Source organism: Saccharococcus thermophilus, assembly GCF_011761475.1.
Lineage (GTDB): Bacteria > Bacillota > Bacilli > Bacillales > Anoxybacillaceae > Saccharococcus > Saccharococcus thermophilus.
This window is the reverse complement of sequence record NZ_JAASRS010000001.1, coordinates 2708748-2731391: the sequence shown is the minus strand read 5'-3', so window position 1 is coordinate 2731391 and position 22644 is coordinate 2708748. Positions and strand designations below refer to the sequence as shown.

The following is a 22644-nucleotide window of genomic DNA, read 5'->3' as shown; positions in this document are numbered from 1 at the left end:
AGGTAGGTAAATGTCCCATTTACCGAGTTGGAAGTATAGAGGAAAGGGGAAATATTCATGGGTGTCGAGTTGACAGCGCTGCATTGGATTTACTTGGCGTTTATTGTGCTCGTTATTGGGTTTATGGTAGCCCGAAAAGATACATCGCTTGTTTGTATTGTCGGGATCTTTTTATTGGCAGTGACGGCGACTCACTCTTTGAGCGCGGCGATCAGCGGGGTGTTTAACAGCTTTATTTACGCGATTACAGAGCTGTTGCCAACGATTTTAGTCATTTCGATCATCGTGGCTATGAGCAAAGTCTTGACGGCAACAGGGATTAATGATGTGATGATTTCGCCATTTACCCGGTTTATTCGTACGCCAGGATGGGCATACTGGACGATCGGGATACTGATGATGGTGTTTTCGTGGTTTTTTTGGCCGTCTCCCGCGGTGGCGCTGATGGGAGCGGTGTTGCTGCCTGTAGCTATTCGCGTTGGGCTGCCGGCGTTAGGGGCGGCGATGGCGATGAATCTATTCGGTCATGGCATCGCCTTATCGGGAGATTTTGTGATTCAAGGAGCGCCGAAGCTGACTGCGGATGCTGCCGGACTGCCAGTTTCCGATGTGATTTCCGCCAGCGTTCCGCTCGTATTGGTCATGGGAGTTGTCACAACGATTACGGCCTTTATTCTGCTGCGCCGCGATATGAAAAGAGGGCTTTTTGCCAACGAAGAACATGAAATCGCCGTCACGGCCGATTCTGCTTTAGAAAAAACAAGGCAACTTCTGTCCAACCAAGTAAAAAAACTATTAGCGATTATGATACCGGTTTTGTTTGTCCTCGATGTCGTCGCGATGTTTTATTTGCACTTGCAAGGCGGAGATGCAACCGCTCTCATTGGAGGAACAGCGATTTTTATTTTAATTTTCATCTCTATTTTCGCCCATCGCCAAGAAAGCTTTGAGGAAATTACTAATTATTTCATTGAAGGGTTCCAATTTGGATTTAAAGTATTCGGACCAGTAATTCCAATCGCTGCATTTTTTTATCTTGGTGACGCGGGATTTATTAAGATCATCGGAGAATATTTGCCAAAGGCGTCGCAAGGGATTGTAAACGATTTAGGCATCGCGCTGGCCCATATCGTGCCGCTGAATAATGAGATCGGTGCGGTGACGTTAACGGTTGTCGGGGCGATTACCGGTTTGGATGGTTCAGGGTTTTCCGGAATTTCATTGGCAGGATCTGTCGCTCATTTATTTGCGACCGCGATTGGCGGCGGCACCGCTACATTGACCGCGCTTGGGCAAATTGCCGCGATTTGGGTTGGCGGCGGTACATTAGTTCCTTGGGCGCTTATTCCAGCTGCCGCTATTTGTGGTGTCGACCCATTTGAGTTGGCACGGCGCAATTTGATACCGGTCGCCGTCGGGCTTGTTGTTACGACGATCGTTGCGATGTTTCTTATTTGACACAAATGCACAAGCTGTCCCCGTAAGTGCGGGACAGCTTTTTGTTATAATAATAAAGAAAGTCCGCAAGCGCTTGCCGGCATAGAAGGAAGCGCATCTAAAACAATGGAATGCAAAATCATGCAGTTTGGGAAAGCAGGGGCGGACGTATTGTGCATAAATCGTCAATTTTTTGACAGTTTCTTTGGTTCACTATACATTAAGAAAAGAAACTTGTATAGTTGTAATTGTGATTTTATTTGTTAAACAAGTTGTTTAGCTAGTAAAACAGGCATTTGTAAGGATCAATTGTTGAAGTGAAGAAAGGCGGATGGAAATGGGAAAACCAGTGAAGGATACATTTTTGCGCGCTTGCCGCGGCGAAAAAACAGAGTATGTTCCTGTTTGGTACATGAGGCAGGCAGGACGGTCACAGCCGGAATACCGGGCGCTGAAGGAAAAATATTCATTGTTCGAAATTACGCATCAGCCGGAACTTTGCGCTTATGTAACTCGGCTTCCGGTCGAGCAATATGATGTGGACGCGGCCATTTTATATAAAGATATTATGTCTCCGCTGCCGGCGATTGGCGTGGAAGTGGAAATTAAAGGCGGGGTCGGGCCGGTCATTGCCAATCCGATTCGCTCGCTCGCCGATGTAGAAAAACTCGGAGAAATTCATCCGGAAGACGATGTGCCATATGTATTGGAAACGATTAAACTGCTGACCACAGAGCAGTTAAACGTGCCGCTGATTGGTTTTGCCGGCGCGCCGTTTACGCTAGCAAGCTACATGATTGAGGGAGGGCCATCGAAAAATTATCATAAAACCAAGGCGTTTATGTACTCGGAGCCAAAAGCTTGGTTTGCGCTCATGGACAAGCTGGCCGATATGACGATTCGCTATGTAAAGGCGCAAATTCATGCTGGGGCGAGTGCGATTCAAATTTTTGATTCGTGGGTCGGCGCGGTCAATGTCGAGGATTACCGCACCTTTATTAAGCCAGCAATGGCGCGGATTTTTGCCGCGTTGCGCGAAGAAAACGTGCCGCTCATTATGTTTGGTGTGGGTGCCAGCCATTTAGCGCTCGAGTGGAACGATCTGCCTCTCGATGTGATTGGGCTCGATTGGCGTCTGTCGATTCGCGAAGCGCGCCAAAAAGGAATTACAAAAGCGCTGCAAGGCAATTTAGACCCAGCTGTGTTGCTTGCTCCTTGGGAAGTGATTGAAAAGCGGGTGAAGCAAATTTTAGACGAAGGCATGGAGCAGCCGGGATATATTTTCAACTTAGGCCACGGCATTTTCCCGGATATTCAGCCGGCAACGCTAAAACGGCTAACGGCGTTTATCCATGACTACACAGCGGGAAAATAAAGAGGTGTGAAAGCATGGCAAAAAAACAAATCGGATTATTAGTAATGGCATACGGAACTCCGTACAAAGAAGAGGATATTGAGCGGTACTATACCCATATTCGCCACGGGAGAAGACCGTCTGACGAGCTGCTCGAAGATTTAAAGCAGCGCTATAAAGCGATTGGCGGCATTTCGCCGTTAGCGAAAATCACGCTCGAACAGGCGAAGCAGCTAGAGCATCGGCTCAACGAGATACAAGATGATGTGGAGTTCCATATGTACTTAGGGTTAAAACATATTGAGCCGTTTGTAGAGGACGCGGTAAGAAAGATGTATGAAGACGGAATCAAAGAAGCGATAAGCATCGTCCTTGCTCCACATTTTTCTACGTTCAGTATTCGCTCGTACAATGAACGGGCAAAAGCAGAAGCGGAAAAATTAGGCGGACCTGTCATTTATCCGATTGACAGCTGGTATGATGAGCCGAAATTTATTGCGTATTGGGTCGAAAAAATAAAAGAAGTGTTTGCGTCGATGCCGGAAGAGGAGCGGGAAAAAGCAGTGCTCATTGTATCCGCGCACAGCCTTCCAGAGAAAATTATTGCCGCCGGCGACCCGTATCCAAAGCAGTTGGAAGAAACAGCGAAGTGGATCGCTGAAGAAGCGGGTGTGAAACATTATGCAGTAGGTTGGCAAAGCGCCGGCAATACGCCGGAACCTTGGCTAGGGCCGGATGTGCAAGATTTGACGAGACAACTGCACAAAGAAAAAGGGTACACCTCGTTCGTCTATGCTCCGGTCGGTTTTGTCGCTGATCATTTAGAAGTGTTGTATGATAATGATATTGAGTGCAAACAAGTGACGGAGGAAATTGGGGCGAACTATTATCGTCCGGAAATGCCAAATGCGAATCCGGAATTTATTGACGCATTGGCGACTGTTGTATTAAAACGTATCAAACATTGATAAAGAAGGCGATGAACAGTGAGTGACGGAAAACGTACGGTAGTGATTATCGGAGGAGGCATCACAGGCGTTACTGCCGCTTATTATTTGCAAAAGACGATAAAAGAGCAACAGCTTCCGCTAGAATGCAAGCTGATTGAGGCGACGCATCGTCTCGGCGGCAAAGTGCAAACGGTGATCCGCGATGGGTTTGTCATTGAGCGCGGTCCTGATTCGTTCTTAGCGCGCAAAACGAGCGCTTCCCGCCTGGCGCATGAAGTAGGATTGGAAGACGAAATCGTCCATAACGCGACAGGAAAATCATACATTTTAGTCAATGGCAAATTATATCCGATACCAGGCGGAGCAGTGATGGGAATTCCAACCAAGATCGGTCCGTTTATCACGACAGGACTGCTTTCACCGCTAGGAAAATTGCGGGCTGCGCTGGATTTTGTATTGCCGCCGACGAAAGTGGAAGGAGACTTATCATTAGGTCAATTTTTCCGCCGCCGTTTCGGCGATGAAGTCGTTGACAATTTAATCGAACCGTTGCTGTCCGGCATTTATGCCGGTGATATTGACCAAATGAGTTTAATGGCGACATTTCCTCAATTTTTTCAAGTCGAGCAGAAGCACGGCAGTTTGGTGCTAGGAACGAAACGAACCACTCCAAAGACGCAAAAAGAGCGAAAAGGAGCGTTTCAAACGTTAAAAACTGGGCTGCAATCCTTGGTCGATGAGGTGGAGAAACGGTTGGAACCAGGCAGCGTTATAAAAGGCGTACGGGTGGAACAGGTAAAGCGGGACGGAGCGAAATACCGTTTGCGTTTAAGCACTGGCGAGGAATGGAAAGCGGACAGCGTCATCGTCGCAACATCGCACTCAACGGTTCCGGCAATGTTTGGCGATTACCCGTTTTTTGCGCCGTTCCGGTCGGTGCCAGCCACATCGGTGGCAACCGTTGCGCTAGCTTTTCCGGAAAGCGCCATCGAACAAGATATTGACGGAACAGGTTTTATCGTTTCCCGCCGCAACGATTATACGATTACCGCCTGCACGTGGACGCATAAAAAATGGCCTCATACCGCACCGCCGGGAAAAGCGTTGCTGCGCTGTTATGTCGGCCGTCCGGGCGATGAGGAAATCGTTGAGCAATCGGATGATGAGATCGTCCGTGTCGTCATGGATGATTTAAATAAAATTATGCGCATTAACGGACGTCCAGAATTTTTTGTCATCTCGCGCTGGAAACGGGCGATGCCGCAGTATACGGTTGGCCATAAAGAACGGCTGGCGAAAATAAAAGATAAGATGGCAGCGGAACTCCCTGGCGTGTTTTTAGCGGGATGCTCTTATGAAGGATTGGGATTGCCGGATTGCATCGATCAAGGAGAAAATGCGGTTCGCGCTGTGCTCGATTATTTACAACGAAATACGAAACAATTTGCCGAGGTTAACTAAAAATCACGTTAACCTCTTTCTTTTTCTTGGCACATATGCTATGATTAATACGAAATGACCGAATTGTCCATTTAGTCAATTTTGAAAGATGAGGAATTGCTTATGGATCGAAAACGGCAAATTATCGAAGCAGCGGCACAATCGTTTTCCCAATTTGGCTACAAGGCGACAACGATGGAACAGATCGCCAAGCTCGCCAATGTCGGGAAAGGAACGATATACACGTTTTTTAAAAACAAGGAAGATTTGCTCGATGAAATTATTTCTTGCTTGATGGTGGAAATAAAAGAAGCGGCAGAGCAGGCGATGGATCCCGATCTTCCTTTTTCCGAAAACGTCCATCGCGCTTTATACCGCATTTTGGAGTTTCGCCAGCGCCATCAGCTGACGGCGAAGCTGCTTCAAGAAGTGCGGAGCATTGGGACGTCCGCGGTTCATGAAGTGTTGAAAAAACTGGACCGGGCGATTATCGACTTCATTCGCGAAAAAATCGACATGGCGATCCAAAAAGGCGAAATCCGTCCATGCGATTCCGAAATTACCGCTTTTTTAATGTTAAAAGCGTATATTGCCCTCATTGTCGACTGGGAAACGGATCATGAGCCGCTGCCAAAGGAAAAAATCGCGGAATTATTTGAACTTTATTTTCTGAAAGGATTGTCCAATTAGATAATCCTTCTCTTTTTTATCAAAAAATGACCAAATGGACAAAATGGTCACTTGTACAACAAAGGAGGGAAACAATGAGAGGCATCTCGTTATTGTGGAAAGAAGCACAGGCCATTGTTCGCAATCGAAAAGTGCTCATTCCTATCATCGCCATTTTGTTCATCCCGCTATTATACAGCGGCATGTTTTTATGGGCATTTTGGGATCCGTACGGCCATTTGGACCGATTGCCGGTGGCGGTTGCCAACAATGATAAGGGTGCGGAATTCCATGGTGAAAAATTAAAGCTTGGAGAAGAATTAGTCAAAAACTTAAAGGAAAATAAAAAGTTCAGCTGGCGTTTTGTGTCAGAGAAAGAAGCAAAAAAAGGATTGGAAGACCAAAAATATTACATGGCAGTCATTATACCGGAAAATTTTTCGGAAAACGCGGCGACATTACAAGACAAACAGCCGAAGCCGCTGAAACTGATTTATATGCCAAACGAGGGATTTAACTTTTTATCGGCGCAAATCGGTGATTCGGCGGTTGAAAAAATTAAAGAAGAAGTCGCTAAAAACGTCACGAAAACATATGCAGAAGCAATGTTTGACAACATAAAAAAAATGGTGAAAGGACTCGATCAAGCCAGCGATGGAGCTAATCAGTTGCATGGCGGCGTGATGCAGGCAAAAGACGGGGTAGTTGCGCTGCAAAACGGCCTTCACTCCGCCAAAGAAGGAAGTGAAAAGCTGCATCAAGGTACACGTGCCGCGAAAGAAGGCGCCAAAGAGCTATATAAAAATTTAAAATTGTTGGCGGAAAAGTCGCTGACATTTGAAAACGGACTGCAATCGGTGAGCAGCGGTGCCGATCAGATTCATGTGGGGCTTCAGCAATTGCAAGGCGGATTTGCGAAAATGCAGGATGGCCATTCGCAATTGCTAGCGGGAGCGAAACAGCTGGAAACTGGCGCACAGAAGCTATCTGGCGGTTTGCGTGAATCGCTTAATGGGATAAAGCAGATGAAAGAAAAAATGCCACCGTTAACAAAAGGAGCAGAGCAGTTGCAAGAAGGCGCCAATCAGCTTGCTGCGAAGATGGAAACGTGGAAGCAAGGAGCCGATCAAACGAAAACAGGAGCGGCACAAGTAAGCCAAGGGCTTGAGCAGGCTGTAGCGCAATTGGATGCGATGATTGCACAGGCGACAGACCCGAAAGAAAAAGCGTTATTGCAAACAATGAAACAGAATTTGCAGCCCCTTGCGGAAGGAAGTAAGCGAGTTGTTGCGGGAATAGAGCAATTAGATACTGGTGCATCAGCGTTGAAAGCGGGCGCTGATCAGCTTGCCGGCGGGGCCGCTCGTCTTCATCAAGGCCATGTAGCGCTGAGCGCCGGCGTGGAACAACTGTTTGCCGGCCAGCAAAAGCTGAGCAGTGGCGCAGATGCGCTTGCTGCTGGCCAAGCGAAAGTGGTGCAAGGGCTGACAACATTCGGCGAAAAATTAGGAGAAGGGAAAGCTGGAGTAGATCGGCTCGCTGCGGGCAGCGGTCAATTGTCATCCGGTCTGCATCAGCTTGCGCAAGGGTCCGGCAAATTGACAGATGGCACCAATCAGCTTGCCGCTGGTTCGGGGCGGCTTGCTAACGGCATGACGGCATTAGAAAGCGGCGTTTCCACACTGACAGCGGGAGTGGATAAACTGTCCAACGGTTCTGACCAACTGGTGAACGGCATGAACAAGTTGGACAATGGTTCGAAGGAATTGGCTGACAAGTTAAAAGATGGTGCGAAAAAAGCGAACAACGTAAAAGCCAATGATGATGTATATAACATGTTTGCCGATCCGGTGAAAAAAGAAAATCAAAAAATTCATCATGTTCCAAATTATGGAACGGGTTTTACGCCATATTTCCTATCTTTAGGATTGTATGTCGGCGCGCTTCTTTTATCGATCGTATTTCCACTGCGCGAACCGGCCGATGTGCCAAAATCGGGAATCGCCTGGTTTTTCAGCAAGTTCGGCATTTTAGTAGTGATCGGCATTCTTCAGTCGCTGTTAGTGGATGCGGTATTGCTTGGCGCGCTCGGTATCCATGTGCAAAGCGTGGCTAAATTTATTCTATTTACGATCATCACAAGCATGACGTTTATTTCTATAGTCCAATTCCTTGTGACATTGCTTGGCGATCCGGGGCGGTTCATTGCGGTTGTGATCTTGGTTTTGCAGCTGACAACAAGCGCAGGCACGTTCCCGCTTGAGCTCATTCCGAAAACGCTGCAACATTTTAACGCTTGGCTGCCGATGACGTACTCCATCTTCGGATTTAAAGCGGCCATCTCTACTGGCGATTTCGCCTTTATGTGGCACAACGCGGCGATTTTGGGGATGTTTGCGGCGATTTTCATCATTGGAACGGTCATATACTTTACCGTTCAGCATCAACGCCAGTTTTATACGCTATTGAAAAATAAAACGGAAGCTCCTGAAGCCTAATGCTTTAGGAGCTTTCTTTATAAAAAAAAAGAAAGATGCTTCTTTTTGCACGAAGCATCTTTATGGCTGTGGGCAGAAGGGGTGATCTGCCTACAGTTGGGGATCGATAGTCGCAAATAAAGTTGGCATCCGTGACGCAAGGGATGATGCCAGCTTAATTATTGATGATAAGTGACACCAAGACAATCAGGGCATGTGTTCCCATAGCACTCATGTTGCTCTTCAATTTCTTTGCCGCATTGCATGCATTTTTTTGGTGGTAGATTTTTGAAAAATTCTAACACTTTCACTAACATTTTGATCGCCTCCGTTGTTTTGTTACTTGTATTGTATTATAACAGAATTGATTTTGTCAATAACTGTTTTAAAACAATTTTCAACAAAGATGCAAAACAAATGAAATTGGTGTATGATGGTAAAAGATGAATACATAAAGGAGGAGACGTATGAAAGTTACCGTCATCGGCTATTGGGGAGGATTTCCGGCAGCTAATGAAGCAACATCCGGTTATTTATTTGAACACGACGATTTTCGATTGCTCGTTGACTGTGGAAGCGGTGTCTTGTCCAAACTGCAAAATTACGTGCCGGTAGAAAAACTGGATGCCGTCGTCGTCTCTCACTATCATCATGATCATGTTGCCGATATCGGTCCGTTGCAATATGCGCGCCTCATTAAGAAAAATCTCGGTATGGATCTGCCTGTGCTGCCGATTTACGGCCATCCATATGATCAAGGAGAATTTGCCCGTTTAACACACGAAGGGATGACGAAAGGAATCGCCTATCATCCGGAAGAACCGCTTCAAGTGGGGCCGTTTCACATCACGTTTATGAAAACCGTGCACCCGGTGACTTGTTATGCGATGAGAATTGCAGCGGGAGAAGCGACGGTCGTGTATACGGCGGATTCCAGCTATTTGCCGGAATTTGCGCCATTTGCGAAAAATGCTGACTTGCTTATTTGTGAATGCAACTTTTACGCTGGACAAAACGCCGCACCTGCTGGCCATATGACAAGCGAAGAGGCGGGCGCCATTGCCCGCGACGCCGACGTAGCGGAACTGTGGCTCACTCATTTGCCGCATTTTGGCGATCATACGCAGCTTGTCGAAGAAGCTGGACGGCAATTTTCTGGAAAAATACAGCTAGCGAAAACAGGGCTTGTGTGGGAAAAAGAATGATATAAACGTTGACATTCGTATCCTCGGGTTAACGGTGACATTTGGAGCTTTAGCAAGGAGGGCATGCTTTTTCTTGCCCTCTCTTTTTATTTTTTTTATAATTAGTTTAGTTAGAATTTTTTTAATTATAAAATGAATGATAATTCATTCATTATTTTGGGGGAGGGAGTTTTATGAATTTATCGTCACGGCTGGCAGAAGTAGCAGTGCAGCTGCCCGACAAACCAGCGTATGTATTTGAAGGGGAACGCAGTACATACGGGGAGCTGAATGCCTCTGTCTCGAAATTCGCAAGCGGCTTATATAATATGGGGATCCGCCAAGGCGATCATATTGCGCTGTTGCTTGGAAATTCGCCGCAGTTTGTTATCGGCTTGTACGGAGCATTGCGGTTAGGGGCGACGGTTATTCCGATTAATCCGATTTATACGCCGGATGAAATCGGATATATTTTATTGAATGGGGATGTAAAAGCGGTCATCGCGCTCGATTTGCTTGTTCCATTGTTTGCCCAGGCGCAAGGACGCCTGCCGCTTCTTAAGCATGTGATCATTTGCGAGACGCCGCAAGGGAAGGAAAAAGGGATTTTGCTGCCGGAACAAATGAAATCGTTTACAAATGTCCTGCAATCCGGCGATGCGCATTTCCAAGGTCCGGAGCTGCAAGATGACGATGTCGCCGTGATTTTGTACACGTCGGGAACGACCGGAAAGCCGAAAGGAGCGATGCTGACGCATAAAAATTTATATAGCAACGCCCAGGATATTGCCAATTACTTGAAAATCAATGAAAACGACCGTGTCATTGCGACGCTGCCGATGTTCCACGTGTTTTGTTTGACGGTGGCCCTGAATGCGCCGTTGATGAACGGCGGAACCGTCCTCATCGTTCCGAAATTTAGTCCGAAGAAAATTTTCCGGCTTGCCCGCGAGCAACAAGCGACCATTTTTGTCGGCGTGCCGACGATGTATAATTTTCTATATCAATATGAGGGAGGAAGCGCGGAAGATTTCCGCACATTGCGCCTCTGCATTTCCGGCGGTTCATCGATGCCGGTCGCACTGTTAAAAAATTTCGAGCAAAAATTTAAAGTCATTGTCTCGGAAGGATACGGCCTATCAGAAGCATCGCCGGTTACGTGCTTTAACCCGCTCGATCGTCCGCGCAAACCAGGCTCGATTGGGACAAGCATTATGAATGTGGAAAACAAAGTGGTCAACGAATTTGGCGAGGAAGTACCGGTAGGGGAAGTCGGTGAGCTCGTTGTCCGCGGTCCAAACGTGATGAAAGGCTACTATAAAATGCCGGAAGAGACCGCCCATGCGCTTCGCGACGGCTGGCTTCATACCGGGGATTTAGCGAGAATGGATGAGGAAGGATATTTTTATATTGTCGATCGCAAGAAAGAAATGATTATTGTCGGCGGCTATAACGTTTATCCGCGTGAAGTAGAAGAAGTGCTGTACAGCCATCCGGATGTGGTCGAAGCGGCGGTGGTTGGCGTGCCGGATCCCGATTATGGCGAAGCGGTAAAAGGGTTTGTCGTTTCGAAAAACCCGCAATTAACGGAAGAGGCGTTAATCGAGTATTGCCGCCAGCATCTTGCCAAATATAAAGTTCCTAGTTCGATCGAGTTTTTAGAGGAGCTTCCGAAAAATACAACCGGAAAAATTTTGCGCCGCGTCCTAAAAGAACGGTTAATTTCCTCTCATTCATGAAAGTACCGAATTTTCGGTACTTTCTTTGTTTTTTTGAATAATACCATTGAAAATAGACTCATAAATTTATATAATTTAATGCATAAAAGCTAAAAAGTAATAAAGTAATAAGGGGATGGGATGATGAAAAAAAGGATGCAGCGTTTGGCGATGTTATGCTCGGCAAGCTTTTTGCTCCTTAGCGGCTGCGGGGCAAAAGAAACGAGTGAAAACAAAGGGGGAACAGAAAAGAAAACGTATCATATCGGCGTGACGCAAATCGTCGAACATCCTTCGCTCGATGCAGCTTTTAAAGGCTTTAAACAGGCGCTAAAAGACAAAGGGTTATCCGTTTCCTATGATGTGCAAATCGCGCAAGGAGACATGAATAACAATCAGACGATCGCGAATAACTTCGTATCGGAGGGTGTGGATTTAATTTTTGCCAATTCGACGCCGAGCGCCCAAGCGGCGTTGAATGCGACAAAAGAGATTCCAATCGTGTTCACTTCCGTTACAGACCCGGTTGGGGCGAAGCTGGTGCAATCGATGGAAAAGCCGGGCGGCAATGTGACAGGGACGACCGATACGCATCCGGATGCGATTCCAAAAACGGTGCAATTCATCGACAAGTACATCAACGGCAATCGCATCGGCATGATTTATAACGCCGGGGAGCAAAACTCCGTCGCCCAAGTCGATGCCGTTAAAAAAGCGATCAAAGGGACGGATTTGCAAATTGTTCCCGTTTCCGTATCGACATCTGCGGAAGTAAAACAGGCGGCGGAATCGCTTGTCGGGAAAGTGGACTGCATTTATATCATTACCGATAATACCGTTGTCTCCGCGCTCGAGTCGGTCATTCAAGTGGCGGACGACCATGATATTCCGCTGTTTGTCGGTGAATTGGATTCGGTGAAGCGCGGTGGCTTTGCCGCTTACGGGTTTGATTATTATGACATCGGCTATCAAGCTGGGGAAATGGCGGCGCAGATTTTAAAAGACGGCAAAAAACCGGCTGATTTGCCAGTACAATATCCGAAAAAATTAAAACTGTTGATTAACAAAAAAGCAGCGAAAGAAATGGGCATCAAACTGAATCCGGAATGGGATTCGATCGCGGAATATACAGAATAAACGCAGATCCCTCCTTGGCATCAAGGAGGGATCTATTGCAAAAAGGTGGGGACACGCATGTTAACAGCGATTTTTAGTGCTATGGAAGCAGGATTCATCTATGCGATTATGGCACTAGGTGTATATTTATCATTTCGAATTTTAGATTTTCCTGACTTAACGGTGGATGGCAGCTTTGTCACCGGGGCGGCCGTCGCCGCCGTGCTCATTATGAACGGAACGAATCCGTTTTTCGCTTCCGCCGCCGCATTGATTGCGGGATTTATTGCCGGGGCGGTTACCGGGCTTTTGCATACAAAAGGAAAAATTAATCCATTATTATCGGGTATATTGATGATGATTGCCCTTTATTCTATTAATCTGCGCATTATGGGGCGCTCGAACGTGCCACTTTTACAGCAGGAAACGGTCATGACGATCATCACCGAGGCTTGGCAAAAAACAGGGATAGACAATGTGCTAAATGGTGCCATTGCTTTTGCCGGATTTCAGCCGCGGACATGGGCGATATTCATCACGATGGCGCTGCTTGCTGTCGTCGTCAAGCTGCTGCTCGATCTGTTATTGAAAACGGAAATAGGGCTGGCGCTGCGCGCGACCGGAGACAATCAGCCGATGGTGTCGAGTTTTTCAGCCAATACCGACTGGCTCATCATTTTCGGCCTCGGGTTATCGAACGCACTCGTTGCCTTTTCCGGCGCGCTCGTTGCCCAGTATGGAGGATTTAGCGACGTCGGCATGGGGATCGGGATGATCGTCATCGGACTGGCCTCGGTCATTATCGGGGAGGCGCTGTTTGGTACGCGTTCGATTGCGCGCGCTACATTGGCGGTCATTGGCGGCGCGATTGTCTACCGCATTATTTTGGCGCTTGCATTGCGGGTGCAGTTTTTGGAAACGGGAGATGTGAAGCTCATTACCGCTGTCATTGTCATGATTGCTCTAATCGTTCCAAACATCGCCGCCGCGCAAAAAGAAAAGCGGCGGAAAAAGCGGAAAATGGAAGAACAAGCAAGGGGGGAGCACGTTGCTCGAGCTCAAACAGATTACGAAAGTATTTAATGAGGGAACTATAGATGAGAAAGTGGCGCTGCAAGCGATCAATTTAACGCTCGCCCCCGGCGATTTCGTCACGATTATCGGCAGCAATGGCGCAGGAAAATCGACAATGATGAACATTATTTCCGGACGGCTGTTTCCCGATGCGGGCGTGGTGCGGATCAATGGCCAAGATGTGACGGCCATGAAGGAGCATGAACGCGCCCGCTATATCGGCCGCGTATTTCAAGATCCGCTTGCCGGCACAGCGCCGAATATGACCATCGAGGAAAACTTGGCGCTTGCCTATAACCGCACGAGGCGGCGTACGTTAAAATTCGGCGTGACAAAACAAAAGCGGGATTTTTTCCGCGAGACGTTAAAGACGCTTCACTTGGGACTGGAAAACCGATTGAACGCCAAAGTCGGAATGCTGTCCGGAGGGGAGCGGCAGGCGCTGTCACTGTTAATGGCGACGTTTACAAAGCCGGATTTGCTGCTTTTGGATGAGCATACAGCCGCACTGGACCCGGCGCGCGCCGAGCTTGTTACCGAGTTGACGAAAGAAATCGTTGAAAAATATCAGCTGACGACGCTGATGGTGACGCACAATATGGAGCAGGCGCTTCGACTTGGCAACCGTCTCATTATGATGGACAGAGGGCAAATTATTTTCGAAGCGAGCGGCAAGGAAAAACAAGCATTGACGGTCGAGCGGCTGCTGCAAGAGTTTCAGCGCATCCGCGGCAGCCAATTCGCCAGCGACCGAGTCGTGCTAGGATAATAGATAAAGCGGGGAGTCGATCCCCGCTTCATTATTTTCCGCTTTGAACGGCAAGCCCCGCCGCTTTCTCGTAGGCGGCCTGCAGCTTTCTCGTCACCTCTCCCGGCTTGCCATTGCCAACGGCTTGTTCTTCGACTTGGATGATTGGAATAATTGATGACGTGGTGCTGGTGAGAAACATTTCGTCCGCTTCGGCGATATCATTAATAGAAAACGCTTCTTCTACAAACGGAATGCCAAGCTCGCTGCAAAATTGTTTTACTTTCATGCGAACAATGCCGTTTAAAATGCGCTCTGTCGCCGGATGGGTGTACACGTTTCCATCTTTGACAAGGAAAATGTTTGAGGAGCTGCCTTCGGTAATGATGCCGTCACGGTGAAAGATGGCTTCAAACGCTTGTCGCTCCACGGCTTCTTGTTTCGCGAGCACGTTTGGCAGCAAGTTTAAACTTTTGATGTAGCAATATTCCCAGCGAACGTCTTTTGTCAGAATCGTCCGCACGCCCCGTTCGATTTCTTCTGTTTTTCTTGGCATTTCCCGAATATAGGCGTACAAATTCGGACGATTCTCGGTCGGAAACGCGTGGTTGCGCGGGAAGCTCCCTCTTGTCACCTGAAGATAGAGAATCGCGTCTTTTTTCACATTGTTTATTTCCCGCAGCAGTTCCAGCTTTTCCATCAGCACATCTTTTTCAAAAGGAATAGAAAGGCGAATCGCCGCCGCGGAACGGTATAGTCGGTCGATATGCTCCTCAAGCAAAAAATATGTTCCTTGATAGATGCGCGCGACTTCGTAAACACCATCGCCAAACTGCAGCCCCCGTTCTTCCATTGGGTAGGTTACTTCATGACGGGGGAGAAATTGTTTTTCCGTTAGTACGTACAGCTTTAATGTCATCGGTTTCAGCTCCTTTTTTAGTATTATAAAAATTGAATTTATTTTCAGTATATCACGAATAAAAAAGGAGCTGCTTAATTCCAGAGCTGAAAATTACAGATCAAGGCTTATTTGATGTCGAAAGGTTTCAACATATTCCGGTCAAAGCACGATAAATTGATCATTGCGAAAAATAAATAATTTTTAGATAATATTACAAAAGGCTAGACGGAAACGGGGGATTCATCGTGGAAACGACATTGGCAGCGGGCAAATCATCGCTGTTTCGCCAGGGCGTGCAAGCAGGCGTGAGCATCGCAATTGGCTATATGCCGATTGCGCTGACGTACGGGCTGCTTGCCAAAACAACGGGATTAACGCTCGCGGAAACGGTGCTGATGAGCGTCATTGTGTTTGCTGGAGCTTCCCAGTATATTGCGTTAAACTTGCTTTCCATTAGCACGGGAACGTTTGAAATTGTGCTGACCACGTTTATTTTAAACATTCGCCATTTTCTCATGTCCGCTTCACTGAACGAAAAAGCGGAGCCGGATTTGCTCTGGAAAAAGGCGCTTTATGCGTTTGGCATTACGGACGAAACGTTTTCCGTGGCGGCGATGAAAGAAGGGTCTGTGACCGCTTCTTACATGTTTGGGCTTATTTTGATGTCATACGGCAGCTGGGTGGTGAATTCGGGCATCGGCCATCTTGTCGGTGCCAGCTTGCCGCAAAGCTTGCAAGAGAGCATGTCGGTCGCGCTATACGCAATGTTTATCGGCTTGCTTGTACCGTCTTTGAAAAAACAGCGGAAAACGATGTGGCTTGCCGGGATGGCCGCAGCCATCAATTCACTATGCACGCTTGTGTTGCATATTTCCAAAGGCTGGTCGGTTGTGATTGCGACGTTAGCGGCGGCGATCGTCGTGCAATGGCTGGCGAAAGAAAGAGGGGAAGAAGGGAATGCATAGCACAATCGTTTGGATGATTATCGGCATGGGGGTGGTGACATACATTCCGCGCATGCTGCCGCTTGTCGTGTTGCAACGCGTCAAGCTGCCGCCGTTTTGGCAAGGGGTGTTAAAAAACGTTCCATCCGCGACATTAGGAGCGCTTATCGTTCCAGGCATCTTTTTCATTCACGAAGACATCTGGTTTGGCATTCTTGGGTTTATAAGCGCATTTGTAGCGGCATGGCTCGGCGCGAACGTCATTCTTGTCGTGCTTGTGTCTGTCGCGGTATTAAGCGTGTATGCGCTGCTTGGGTAATAAGGGGATAGGATCATATATACGGAAATGAAGAAATAAAAAAGTGGCAGGCGCCTGTTCGAATCCGAATAGGCAAGCCTGCCTTTTTTATAATGGATGAAAAGAAAGAGCCAAGAGCTTAACAGAACGAGCCAGACGGCACCGTTTTGTTTCTGCCGTTATTGGAGTTCGTCCATAATTGCATCATACACTTCCTGTACGTGAAACCGCTCTTTGCCCATTCCAAACTGTTTAATGACATGACCGTTTTTGTCCAACAAGTAGGTTAATGTCGTATGAACCAGCATGCCGTTGCCGGGGTCGCGATATTGAAAGTCGAAAGCGTCGGCCACTTTTCTCGTATCGGCTTCGCTTCCGCGCAAAAACATCCAGCCTTGCTGGGCGTTGGTCACGCCGAAGGTTTTGGCGTACGCTCGCAGTTTTTCAGGAGTATCGCGCTTCGGGTCAATCGTAATCGTGATAAACTCGACCTTTTTGCCAAAAACATGTGCTTGTTCCAGTTTCGAACGCAATTTCGTCATTTGAAAGGTTGTATTTGGACAAATATCAGGGCAGTTTGTATACATAAATTCCAACAAGCGGATTTTTGGCTTCATCTCGTTGAAATGATATTCATTTCCCCAAGCTGTTTCCATCACTACATCATTAGGCAGCTTCATTTTTGCCTGTTTGTATACGGTGAAATAAAGGATGCCGGCACCGACGCAAATAATAAATAAGCTGGCCAACGATAAATACAATTTTTTCACGATAATCACTCTCCTATGCTTATCATACAAGAAAATAATAACAGATACGAAAGATATTTATGACACTTCTTTGACGACGTTCTTAATGAAAGAAAAAATGCCTACAATAGAAATACTAGTGTTGTTAAGGAGGAACATGGCATGAAAAAATTAGTCTATTGGGCGCTTGCCATTTATGTGTTGTACGGGATCGGCATGGCATGGTATTTGCTCGTTGTCGCCGATATATCGATCCCGCCGCAGTGGAAAGGAACAAGCGCGGATCCTGCCACATTTCTAACGCCGAAAGAGCTAGAGTTAAGCGGGGAATATTCGCGGTGGAAAGATTTGTTGTTTTTTCTTTCTATTCCGTACGAATGGATAATCTATTTTGGACTGTTGGCATTTGGTGCCGCCCAGGCGCTGCGAACATGGATAGAGCAGACGGCAAAATGGTTTCCTGTACAATCGGCGCTGTATGCGTTTTGGCTGTCTTTGATCATCACGGCGCTTTCGCTGCCATTTGATTTTGCCGGCTATCATCTTTCCCGTGCCTATGGCGTCAGCACGCAATCGGTAACAAGTTGGTTTCGCGATAGGCTGACCGATTTTTTCGTTCATACTGTGCTGCTTGTCTTCATTGCGGCGGTATTGTATTGGCTCATCCGGCGCTTTGGGCGGCGCTGGTGGCTATATGCGTGGATGCTGTGCGTGCCGTTCATGATCTTTTTTCTATTTATTCAGCCAGTTGTCATTGATCCGTTATATAACGATTTTTATCCATTGAAAGATAAAAAGTTAGAAGCAAAAATTTTGGGGCTGGCAAGCGAAGCGAACATTCCTGCCGAGCATGTATTTGAGGTAAATATGTCAGAGAAAACGAATGCGTTAAACGCGTATGTTAACGGAATTGGTTCCCACGCGCGCATTGTGTTATGGGATACGACATTGCAGCGCTTAAATGAAGATGAAGTGCTGTTTATTATGGCCCACGAAATGGGGCATTACGTGATGAAACATATTTATTGGTGGCTTGCCGGTTATATCGTTTTAGCGTTTTTTGGACTTTGGCTCGTAAGCAGAATGATGAGATGGATTGTCGCCAGATGGGGACGATATATGGGAATCCGCCAGTTGAGCGATTTCGCATCTTTTCCATTGCTGTTGCTTCTAGTCTCATTGCTCAACTTTGCTGCCAGTCCGCTTGTAAATGTGGTGTCGCGATATGAAGAGCATGCGGCGGATCGATATGCGATCGAGCTAACGGGAAATAAAGAGGCGGCGATTTCTTCGTTTCAAAAGCTGACGAAAGCAGGGTTAAGCGAAGTCAATCCGCCGTTTGTTGTAAAAATATTCCGCTATACGCATCCGACGATGTTAGAGCGGATCGTCTTTTTAGAAGAGTATGCGCCCCCTTTGCGAGAAGGGCGGTGACAAAGCAGAAAGGGTTCCTTTCTGCTAATTTATTTAAAAAATTTTAAAAAAACTGTTTTCTTTTTTGTTTTCCTGTTATATAATAAATGCGTACAGACCGATTATGTATTATAACAATAGAGATGGGGGAAGAAAAATGGCGAGTTTTACAGAACGTGTCAAACAATTAGAAGAAAGCTGGAAAAATGAAGAACGCTGGAGAGGAGTTGTCCGTCCGTACAGCGCGGAAGATGTCATTAAATTGCGCGGTTCGATTGACATCGAATATACATTGGCACGGCGTGGAGCAGAAAAACTGTGGAAATTGTTGAATAGCGAAGATTATATTAACGCCTTGGGAGCGTTAACTGGAAATCAAGCTGTTCAGCAAGTGAAAGCGGGATTAAAAGCGATTTACTTAAGCGGCTGGCAGGTGGCGGCGGATGCGAACCTTGCCGGGCAAATGTATCCAGACCAAAGCTTATATCCATCAAACAGTGTTCCGCATGTAGTGAAACGGATCAATCAAGCGTTGCAGCGCGCAGACCAAATTCAATATTTAGAAGGAAGCGGCGATATCGATTATTTCGTGCCGATTGTTGCCGACGCGGAAGCCGGATTCGGTGGCCAGCTGAACGTATTTGAATTAATGAAAGCGATGATTGAAGCAGGGGCAGCCGGCGTCCACTTTGAAGATCAGCTTTCCTCGGAGAAAAAATGCGGCCATTTAGGTGGAAAAGTGCTGCTTCCAACGCAAACAGCGGTACGTAATTTAATTGCGGCACGTCTTGCAGCAGATGTCATGGGTGTACCGACTGTGTTAATTGCTCGTACAGATGCGAATGCAGCGAATTTAATTACGAGCGATATTGACCCTCGCGATCAAGAGTTTATTACTGGCGAACGGACACCGGAAGGTTTTTACCGCACGAGAGCAGGACTTGACCAAGCGATTGCACGCGGCTTAGCGTATGCGCCATATGCGGACTTAATCTGGTGCGAAACAAGCGAGCCAAACTTAGAAGAAGCACGTCGTTTCGCAGAAGCGATTCATGAAAAATTCCCGGGCAAATTACTCGCTTACAACTGCTCGCCATCCTTTAACTGGAAGAAAAAATTGGACGACGAAACGATTGCCAACTTCCAAAAAGAGCTTGCAAAAATGGGTTACAAATTCCAATTCGTTACCCTCGCCGGTTTCCATACATTAAACTACAGCATGTTCGAATTGGCACGCGGATACAAAGAGCGTGGTATGGCAGCATATGCAGAATTACAACAGGCGGAATTTGCCGCAGAAAAATATGGTTACACAGCGACAAAACATCAACGCGAAGTTGGTACTGGCTACTTCGACGAAGTAGCGCAAGTGATCTCCGGCGGTCAAGCATCGACGATTGCGCTAAAAGGTTCGACCGAAGAAGAACAATTTACAACAGCATAAGGAAAAATAAGGGGGGGTTAAAGAAAAGGGCACGCTTGATCGAAGCGTGCCCTTTTGTGTTGCATGTTACGAATAAGACCGAAGCCAGCATAGAAAGCGTGCAACAATAAATACTCCTTATGCCTTTGTATAATTTGGTAATAACATCGCATCCTAAACATAGGAGGCGATCATTCATATGGAAAAAGAACAGGAAAAAAGAGAAATGCCATTTGAACCGACGTTGCATTCAGAATTTCGCATGAGCACGGATTTCCATTTCCAGCAGGCGTTTATGAATGAGGAAACATATGCGGGAGATTCAGCCGGAGAGCACACGGCAGTCGAACAGGCGAATGAATATTTGGCGGCAAAGGAAATTCATCAAGTATTTCATAATTCATGAACAACTTCCCAATCCGGCATACCCGTGCTTTCGCATTAGAGAAAGAAACTTTTTTGGGCCTATGACTTTGGTCATAGGCTCACCGTATGGTTTTATAGAAAAAATAGTTTAACAATTCTTGAAAATATAGAAAAATATAACTATTAATGGTATGATGGAATCGGATACAATGTAGTAATAAGAGAGGGGAGAAAGTAGAATGAAGGTAAATGAGTTTGTCGTCCTCGATAAATTTATTATTAGCCGTTATACAATGGCGATTTTGCCGCATCACTCACACGGTGATTCCTATGCGAAGGTGATCGAGGAAGACGGAGAGTATATCGTGAAATTGAGGCCGATCGATATTATTAAACGTAGCTGCGATTACTATGGCTGCAGTTTTCGTGGCCGCAAAGAAGGGACGAAAGCTGTGATCGGCATCACCCATAAAGCTCCCATCGCGATTGAACCACTCAACGAAATTTACGTATTCCCGACCATTTCCCCAAATGATTCCCGCTGCGCTTGGCTGTCACACATTCACGTATATAAATATGAGCCTACCAAACACGATCAGACCATCGTTTATTTTACCAATGAAAAAAGCATGTTGCTGGATGTTTCCTATCATTCCTTTGTCAATCAGCTCTATCGAACCGCCCAGCTGAGAACGAAGCTGTCGGAGCGTATGGAGGCAAGGGAACGCAAATTGCAATATGTATTTCGCATGAATCGCTCGAAAGATTGGCAGCAGCAATGAATCATCGCTATAAACGATACAAGCCTTAGACCAATCGCTTTTCCCGCGCCCGAAACAGAAGACAATGAACGTGCTATGCGCTAATAATTAAAATATTCCAATCATTATCATTGTAAAGATTAGTTCAAATTCCCTGTAGAAGTGTGTAAAATAAATATATAAACATCAGGAATTTGAATGGGGAGTATACATGGACATCGAGACAATAAAACAATGGTTTACTCTAGAAAACGTGCTATCGGTGCTAGAACAATACCGATCCTTTGGGATGCTTCCAGGGATTGCGGCAACATTGTTGGAATCATTTTTTCCCATCTTGCCAATGTTCGTGTTTGTGATGGCTAATGCGGCTGCATTTGGCTTATGGAAGGGGTTTTTGATTTCTTGGACTGGCGCCTGCCTCGGTTCGATTCTCGTTTTTTGGCTGACGCGAAAAATCGGGCAGAAACGTTTTTTCCGTTTTGTCAGCCGCCATCGCAAAGTTAAACAGTTTATGCATTGGATAGAAAGACATGGTTTTGGGCCTGTGTTTTTGTTATATTGCTTTCCCTTTACTCCGTCAGCTGTGGTAAACATTGTTGCGGGGCTGTCGAGAATCAGTAGGCAGCAGTTTATTTTGGCCGTATTATTAGGAAAAATGGTTATGATTTTTACGATCAGCTTTATTGGATATGATATTGTGGCGCTCGTGAAACAGCCGCTTCGCACGGTTGCGATTGCCGTCGTCATTATATTGTTATGGTATGCCGGAAAAAGGGTGGAGTCGAGGTTTTCGCTTACCGAGAAACAGCTTAATGAGGGAGACGCGGAATGACGGGTGATGGAAAGATGAAGAAAAACGAAAAATGGTGGCGCAGGCTGGCTCTTTTTGCCGGAGTGTTTACGGTCGTTTTCATTCGGTTTTTCTGCTTCACCAATTATATGGTGGAGGGGAAATCGATGATGCCGACCTTGCAGGAAGGAAATTTGCTCATTGTCAACAAACTAAGTTATCAAATCGGGCATATTCATCGATTTGATGTGATCGTCTTTCATGCCAATAAAAAAGAAGATTACGTCAAACGCGTCATCGGGCTTCCTGGCGATCAAATCGAATATAAAAACGATGTGCTGTACATTAACGGAAGAAAAGTCAATGAACCATATTTGCGGCCGTATAAGCAAAAGTTGATTGACGGAAAGCTGACGGGCGATTTTACGTTAGAGGAACTAACAGGGAAAAAAAGGGTGCCAGAAGGATGTATTTTTGTTCTTGGCGATAATCGGCTAAGCAGCTGGGATAGCCGTCATTTTGGATTTGTCAAAATCAGTCAGGTGGTAGGGAAAGTAGATTTACGCTATTGGCCTGTGCGGCAGTTCGCCGTCCGGTTTTAACTGTTGCGGGAAAGAGGATGATTGCGCCTAAGTAGAATGGAAAACGAAGAAATTTCTTGCATTGATGGGAACGTAGATAGGCTAGACGGGTTTGCTATGTTATTTTCATATCGATGGAAAGAAAAGGTATTCAGCGATGCAAACTGCACGTGGATACCTTTTTCTTTCGAAAACTGGAAAATAACACGTATTGCGTTGGCATCGCATTCCTTTTACACTGGTTGCGT

General features: G+C 46.5%; 22 protein-coding genes. 19 read left to right on the top strand and 3 right to left on the bottom strand.

What is annotated here, in order from left to right; all coding sequences use genetic code 11:
* The first annotated feature begins 57 nt into the window (after positions 1-57).
* The 6 genes from BDD39_RS14120 to BDD39_RS14095 all read left to right on the top strand — a co-directional run bounded on the left by BDD39_RS14120 (position 58) and on the right by BDD39_RS14095 (position 8348).
* Entirely contained in the window at positions 58-1458 is a 1401-nt protein-coding gene (locus BDD39_RS14120; RefSeq protein ID WP_166911635.1) for a hypothetical protein, read from the top strand.
* Between the two features lie 316 nt (positions 1459-1774).
* Entirely contained in the window at positions 1775-2812 is a 1038-nt protein-coding gene (gene hemE / locus BDD39_RS14115) for a uroporphyrinogen decarboxylase (RefSeq protein WP_166911633.1), read from the top strand.
* A gap of 14 nt (positions 2813-2826) precedes the next feature.
* The gene (hemH, locus tag BDD39_RS14110; RefSeq protein ID WP_166911631.1) at positions 2827-3759 is read left to right on the top strand and encodes a ferrochelatase; all 933 of its coding nucleotides are present in this window, start codon (positions 2827-2829) and stop codon (positions 3757-3759) included.
* An 18-nt stretch (positions 3760-3777) separates the two neighbouring features.
* The gene (gene hemY / locus BDD39_RS14105; RefSeq protein WP_166911629.1) at positions 3778-5202 is read left to right on the top strand and encodes a protoporphyrinogen oxidase; all 1425 of its coding nucleotides are present in this window, start codon (positions 3778-3780) and stop codon (positions 5200-5202) included.
* A gap of 96 nt (positions 5203-5298) precedes the next feature.
* Positions 5299-5871 carry a TetR/AcrR family transcriptional regulator gene (locus tag BDD39_RS14100; protein ID WP_166911627.1) on the top strand — a complete coding sequence of 191 codons (573 nt, stop codon included), beginning with the start codon at positions 5299-5301 and terminating at the stop codon, positions 5869-5871.
* A 74-nt stretch (positions 5872-5945) separates the two neighbouring features.
* Positions 5946-8348 (top strand): YhgE/Pip domain-containing protein, encoded by a 2403-nt coding sequence (locus BDD39_RS14095; RefSeq protein WP_166911625.1) that lies wholly within the window; start codon positions 5946-5948, stop codon positions 8346-8348.
* 158 nt (positions 8349-8506) lie between these two features.
* Here the strand turns inward: BDD39_RS14095 and yhfH are convergent, their stop codons facing one another.
* Positions 8507-8644, bottom strand: a complete 138-nt coding sequence (gene yhfH / locus BDD39_RS14090) for a protein YhfH (protein WP_166911623.1) — start codon at positions 8642-8644, stop codon at positions 8507-8509.
* Positions 8645-8794: 150 nt separating this feature from the next.
* On the opposite strand from yhfH, the gene BDD39_RS14085 reads away from it, so the two are divergent.
* The 5 genes from BDD39_RS14085 to BDD39_RS14065 all read left to right on the top strand — a co-directional run bounded on the left by BDD39_RS14085 (position 8795) and on the right by BDD39_RS14065 (position 14188).
* Positions 8795-9532 carry an MBL fold metallo-hydrolase gene (locus tag BDD39_RS14085; protein ID WP_166911621.1) on the top strand — a complete coding sequence of 246 codons (738 nt, stop codon included), beginning with the start codon at positions 8795-8797 and terminating at the stop codon, positions 9530-9532.
* 173 nt (positions 9533-9705) lie between these two features.
* Entirely contained in the window at positions 9706-11250 is a 1545-nt protein-coding gene (locus BDD39_RS14080) for a fatty acid--CoA ligase family protein (protein ID WP_166911619.1), read from the top strand.
* 120 nt (positions 11251-11370) lie between these two features.
* Positions 11371-12366 carry an ABC transporter substrate-binding protein gene (locus BDD39_RS14075; RefSeq protein WP_166911617.1) on the top strand — a complete coding sequence of 332 codons (996 nt, stop codon included), beginning with the start codon at positions 11371-11373 and terminating at the stop codon, positions 12364-12366.
* Positions 12367-12423: 57 nt separating this feature from the next.
* The gene (locus BDD39_RS14070) at positions 12424-13428 is read left to right on the top strand and encodes an ABC transporter permease (protein WP_166911615.1); all 1005 of its coding nucleotides are present in this window, start codon (positions 12424-12426) and stop codon (positions 13426-13428) included.
* Positions 13394-14188: an ABC transporter ATP-binding protein gene (locus BDD39_RS14065; RefSeq protein ID WP_166911613.1), complete on the top strand. Its 795-nt coding sequence runs from the start codon at positions 13394-13396 to the stop codon at positions 14186-14188. Before BDD39_RS14070 ends, BDD39_RS14065 begins: the two co-directional genes overlap by 35 nt.
* Positions 14189-14219: 31 nt before the next feature.
* Here BDD39_RS14065 and dat read toward each other — a convergent pair whose 3' ends face one another.
* Positions 14220-15086 (bottom strand): D-amino-acid transaminase, encoded by an 867-nt coding sequence (gene dat, locus BDD39_RS14060; RefSeq protein WP_166911611.1) that lies wholly within the window; start codon positions 15084-15086, stop codon positions 14220-14222.
* Positions 15087-15313: 227 nt separating this feature from the next.
* On the opposite strand from dat, the gene BDD39_RS14055 reads away from it, so the two are divergent.
* Positions 15314-16033, top strand: a complete 720-nt coding sequence (locus BDD39_RS14055) for an AzlC family ABC transporter permease (protein ID WP_166911610.1) — start codon at positions 15314-15316, stop codon at positions 16031-16033.
* Positions 16026-16331 (top strand): AzlD domain-containing protein, encoded by a 306-nt coding sequence (locus tag BDD39_RS14050; RefSeq protein WP_166911608.1) that lies wholly within the window; start codon positions 16026-16028, stop codon positions 16329-16331. The genes BDD39_RS14055 and BDD39_RS14050 overlap by 8 nt, the downstream gene beginning before the upstream one ends.
* Positions 16332-16489: 158 nt before the next feature.
* On the opposite strand, the gene BDD39_RS14045 is transcribed toward BDD39_RS14050, so the two are convergent.
* On the bottom strand, positions 16490-17080 hold the full coding sequence (locus BDD39_RS14045) for an SCO family protein (protein ID WP_166911606.1): 591 nt from the start codon (positions 17078-17080) through the stop codon (positions 16490-16492).
* Positions 17081-17221: 141 nt separating this feature from the next.
* On the opposite strand from BDD39_RS14045, the gene BDD39_RS14040 reads away from it, so the two are divergent.
* The 6 genes from BDD39_RS14040 to lepB all read left to right on the top strand — a co-directional run bounded on the left by BDD39_RS14040 (position 17222) and on the right by lepB (position 22417).
* Entirely contained in the window at positions 17222-18493 is a 1272-nt protein-coding gene (locus BDD39_RS14040; protein WP_166911604.1) for a M48 family metallopeptidase, read from the top strand.
* A 136-nt stretch (positions 18494-18629) separates the two neighbouring features.
* Positions 18630-19916 carry an isocitrate lyase gene (aceA, locus tag BDD39_RS14035; RefSeq protein WP_166911602.1) on the top strand — a complete coding sequence of 429 codons (1287 nt, stop codon included), beginning with the start codon at positions 18630-18632 and terminating at the stop codon, positions 19914-19916.
* Positions 19917-20094: 178 nt separating this feature from the next.
* The gene (locus BDD39_RS14030; protein ID WP_166911600.1) at positions 20095-20301 is read left to right on the top strand and encodes a hypothetical protein; all 207 of its coding nucleotides are present in this window, start codon (positions 20095-20097) and stop codon (positions 20299-20301) included.
* Between the two features lie 199 nt (positions 20302-20500).
* The gene (locus tag BDD39_RS14025) at positions 20501-21043 is read left to right on the top strand and encodes a competence protein ComK (RefSeq protein WP_166911598.1); all 543 of its coding nucleotides are present in this window, start codon (positions 20501-20503) and stop codon (positions 21041-21043) included.
* A gap of 190 nt (positions 21044-21233) precedes the next feature.
* Entirely contained in the window at positions 21234-21857 is a 624-nt protein-coding gene (locus tag BDD39_RS14020) for a TVP38/TMEM64 family protein (RefSeq protein ID WP_166911595.1), read from the top strand.
* Complete coding sequence (gene lepB / locus BDD39_RS14015; RefSeq protein ID WP_208404406.1) at positions 21854-22417, top strand: signal peptidase I; 564 nt, start codon at positions 21854-21856, stop codon at positions 22415-22417. Before BDD39_RS14020 ends, lepB begins: the two co-directional genes overlap by 4 nt.
* Positions 22418-22644: the final 227 nt, after the last annotated feature.

What these genes read in the sequence shown, in the direction of transcription:
- BDD39_RS14120 (WP_166911635.1), top strand. Translation starts at nt 58, where the DNA reads ATGGGTGTCGAGTTGACAGCGCTGCATTGGATTTACTTGGCGTTTATT.
- hemE (WP_166911633.1), top strand. Translation starts at nt 1,775, where the DNA reads ATGGGAAAACCAGTGAAGGATACATTTTTGCGCGCTTGCCGCGGCGAA.
- hemH (WP_166911631.1), top strand. Translation starts at nt 2,827, where the DNA reads ATGGCAAAAAAACAAATCGGATTATTAGTAATGGCATACGGAACTCCG.
- BDD39_RS14095 (WP_166911625.1), top strand. Translation starts at nt 5,946, where the DNA reads ATGAGAGGCATCTCGTTATTGTGGAAAGAAGCACAGGCCATTGTTCGC.
- yhfH (WP_166911623.1), bottom strand. Translation starts at nt 8,644, where the DNA reads ATGTTAGTGAAAGTGTTAGAATTTTTCAAAAATCTACCACCAAAAAAA.
- BDD39_RS14085 (WP_166911621.1), top strand. Translation starts at nt 8,795, where the DNA reads ATGAAAGTTACCGTCATCGGCTATTGGGGAGGATTTCCGGCAGCTAAT.
- BDD39_RS14080 (WP_166911619.1), top strand. Translation starts at nt 9,706, where the DNA reads ATGAATTTATCGTCACGGCTGGCAGAAGTAGCAGTGCAGCTGCCCGAC.
- BDD39_RS14075 (WP_166911617.1), top strand. Translation starts at nt 11,371, where the DNA reads ATGATGAAAAAAAGGATGCAGCGTTTGGCGATGTTATGCTCGGCAAGC.
- BDD39_RS14070 (WP_166911615.1), top strand. Translation starts at nt 12,424, where the DNA reads ATGTTAACAGCGATTTTTAGTGCTATGGAAGCAGGATTCATCTATGCG.
- dat (WP_166911611.1), bottom strand. Translation starts at nt 15,086, where the DNA reads ATGACATTAAAGCTGTACGTACTAACGGAAAAACAATTTCTCCCCCGT.
- BDD39_RS14050 (WP_166911608.1), top strand. Translation starts at nt 16,026, where the DNA reads ATGCATAGCACAATCGTTTGGATGATTATCGGCATGGGGGTGGTGACA.
- BDD39_RS14040 (WP_166911604.1), top strand. Translation starts at nt 17,222, where the DNA reads ATGAAAAAATTAGTCTATTGGGCGCTTGCCATTTATGTGTTGTACGGG.
- aceA (WP_166911602.1), top strand. Translation starts at nt 18,630, where the DNA reads ATGGCGAGTTTTACAGAACGTGTCAAACAATTAGAAGAAAGCTGGAAA.
- BDD39_RS14030 (WP_166911600.1), top strand. Translation starts at nt 20,095, where the DNA reads ATGGAAAAAGAACAGGAAAAAAGAGAAATGCCATTTGAACCGACGTTG.
- BDD39_RS14025 (WP_166911598.1), top strand. Translation starts at nt 20,501, where the DNA reads ATGAAGGTAAATGAGTTTGTCGTCCTCGATAAATTTATTATTAGCCGT.
- BDD39_RS14020 (WP_166911595.1), top strand. Translation starts at nt 21,234, where the DNA reads ATGGACATCGAGACAATAAAACAATGGTTTACTCTAGAAAACGTGCTA.
- lepB (WP_208404406.1), top strand. Translation starts at nt 21,854, where the DNA reads ATGACGGGTGATGGAAAGATGAAGAAAAACGAAAAATGGTGGCGCAGG.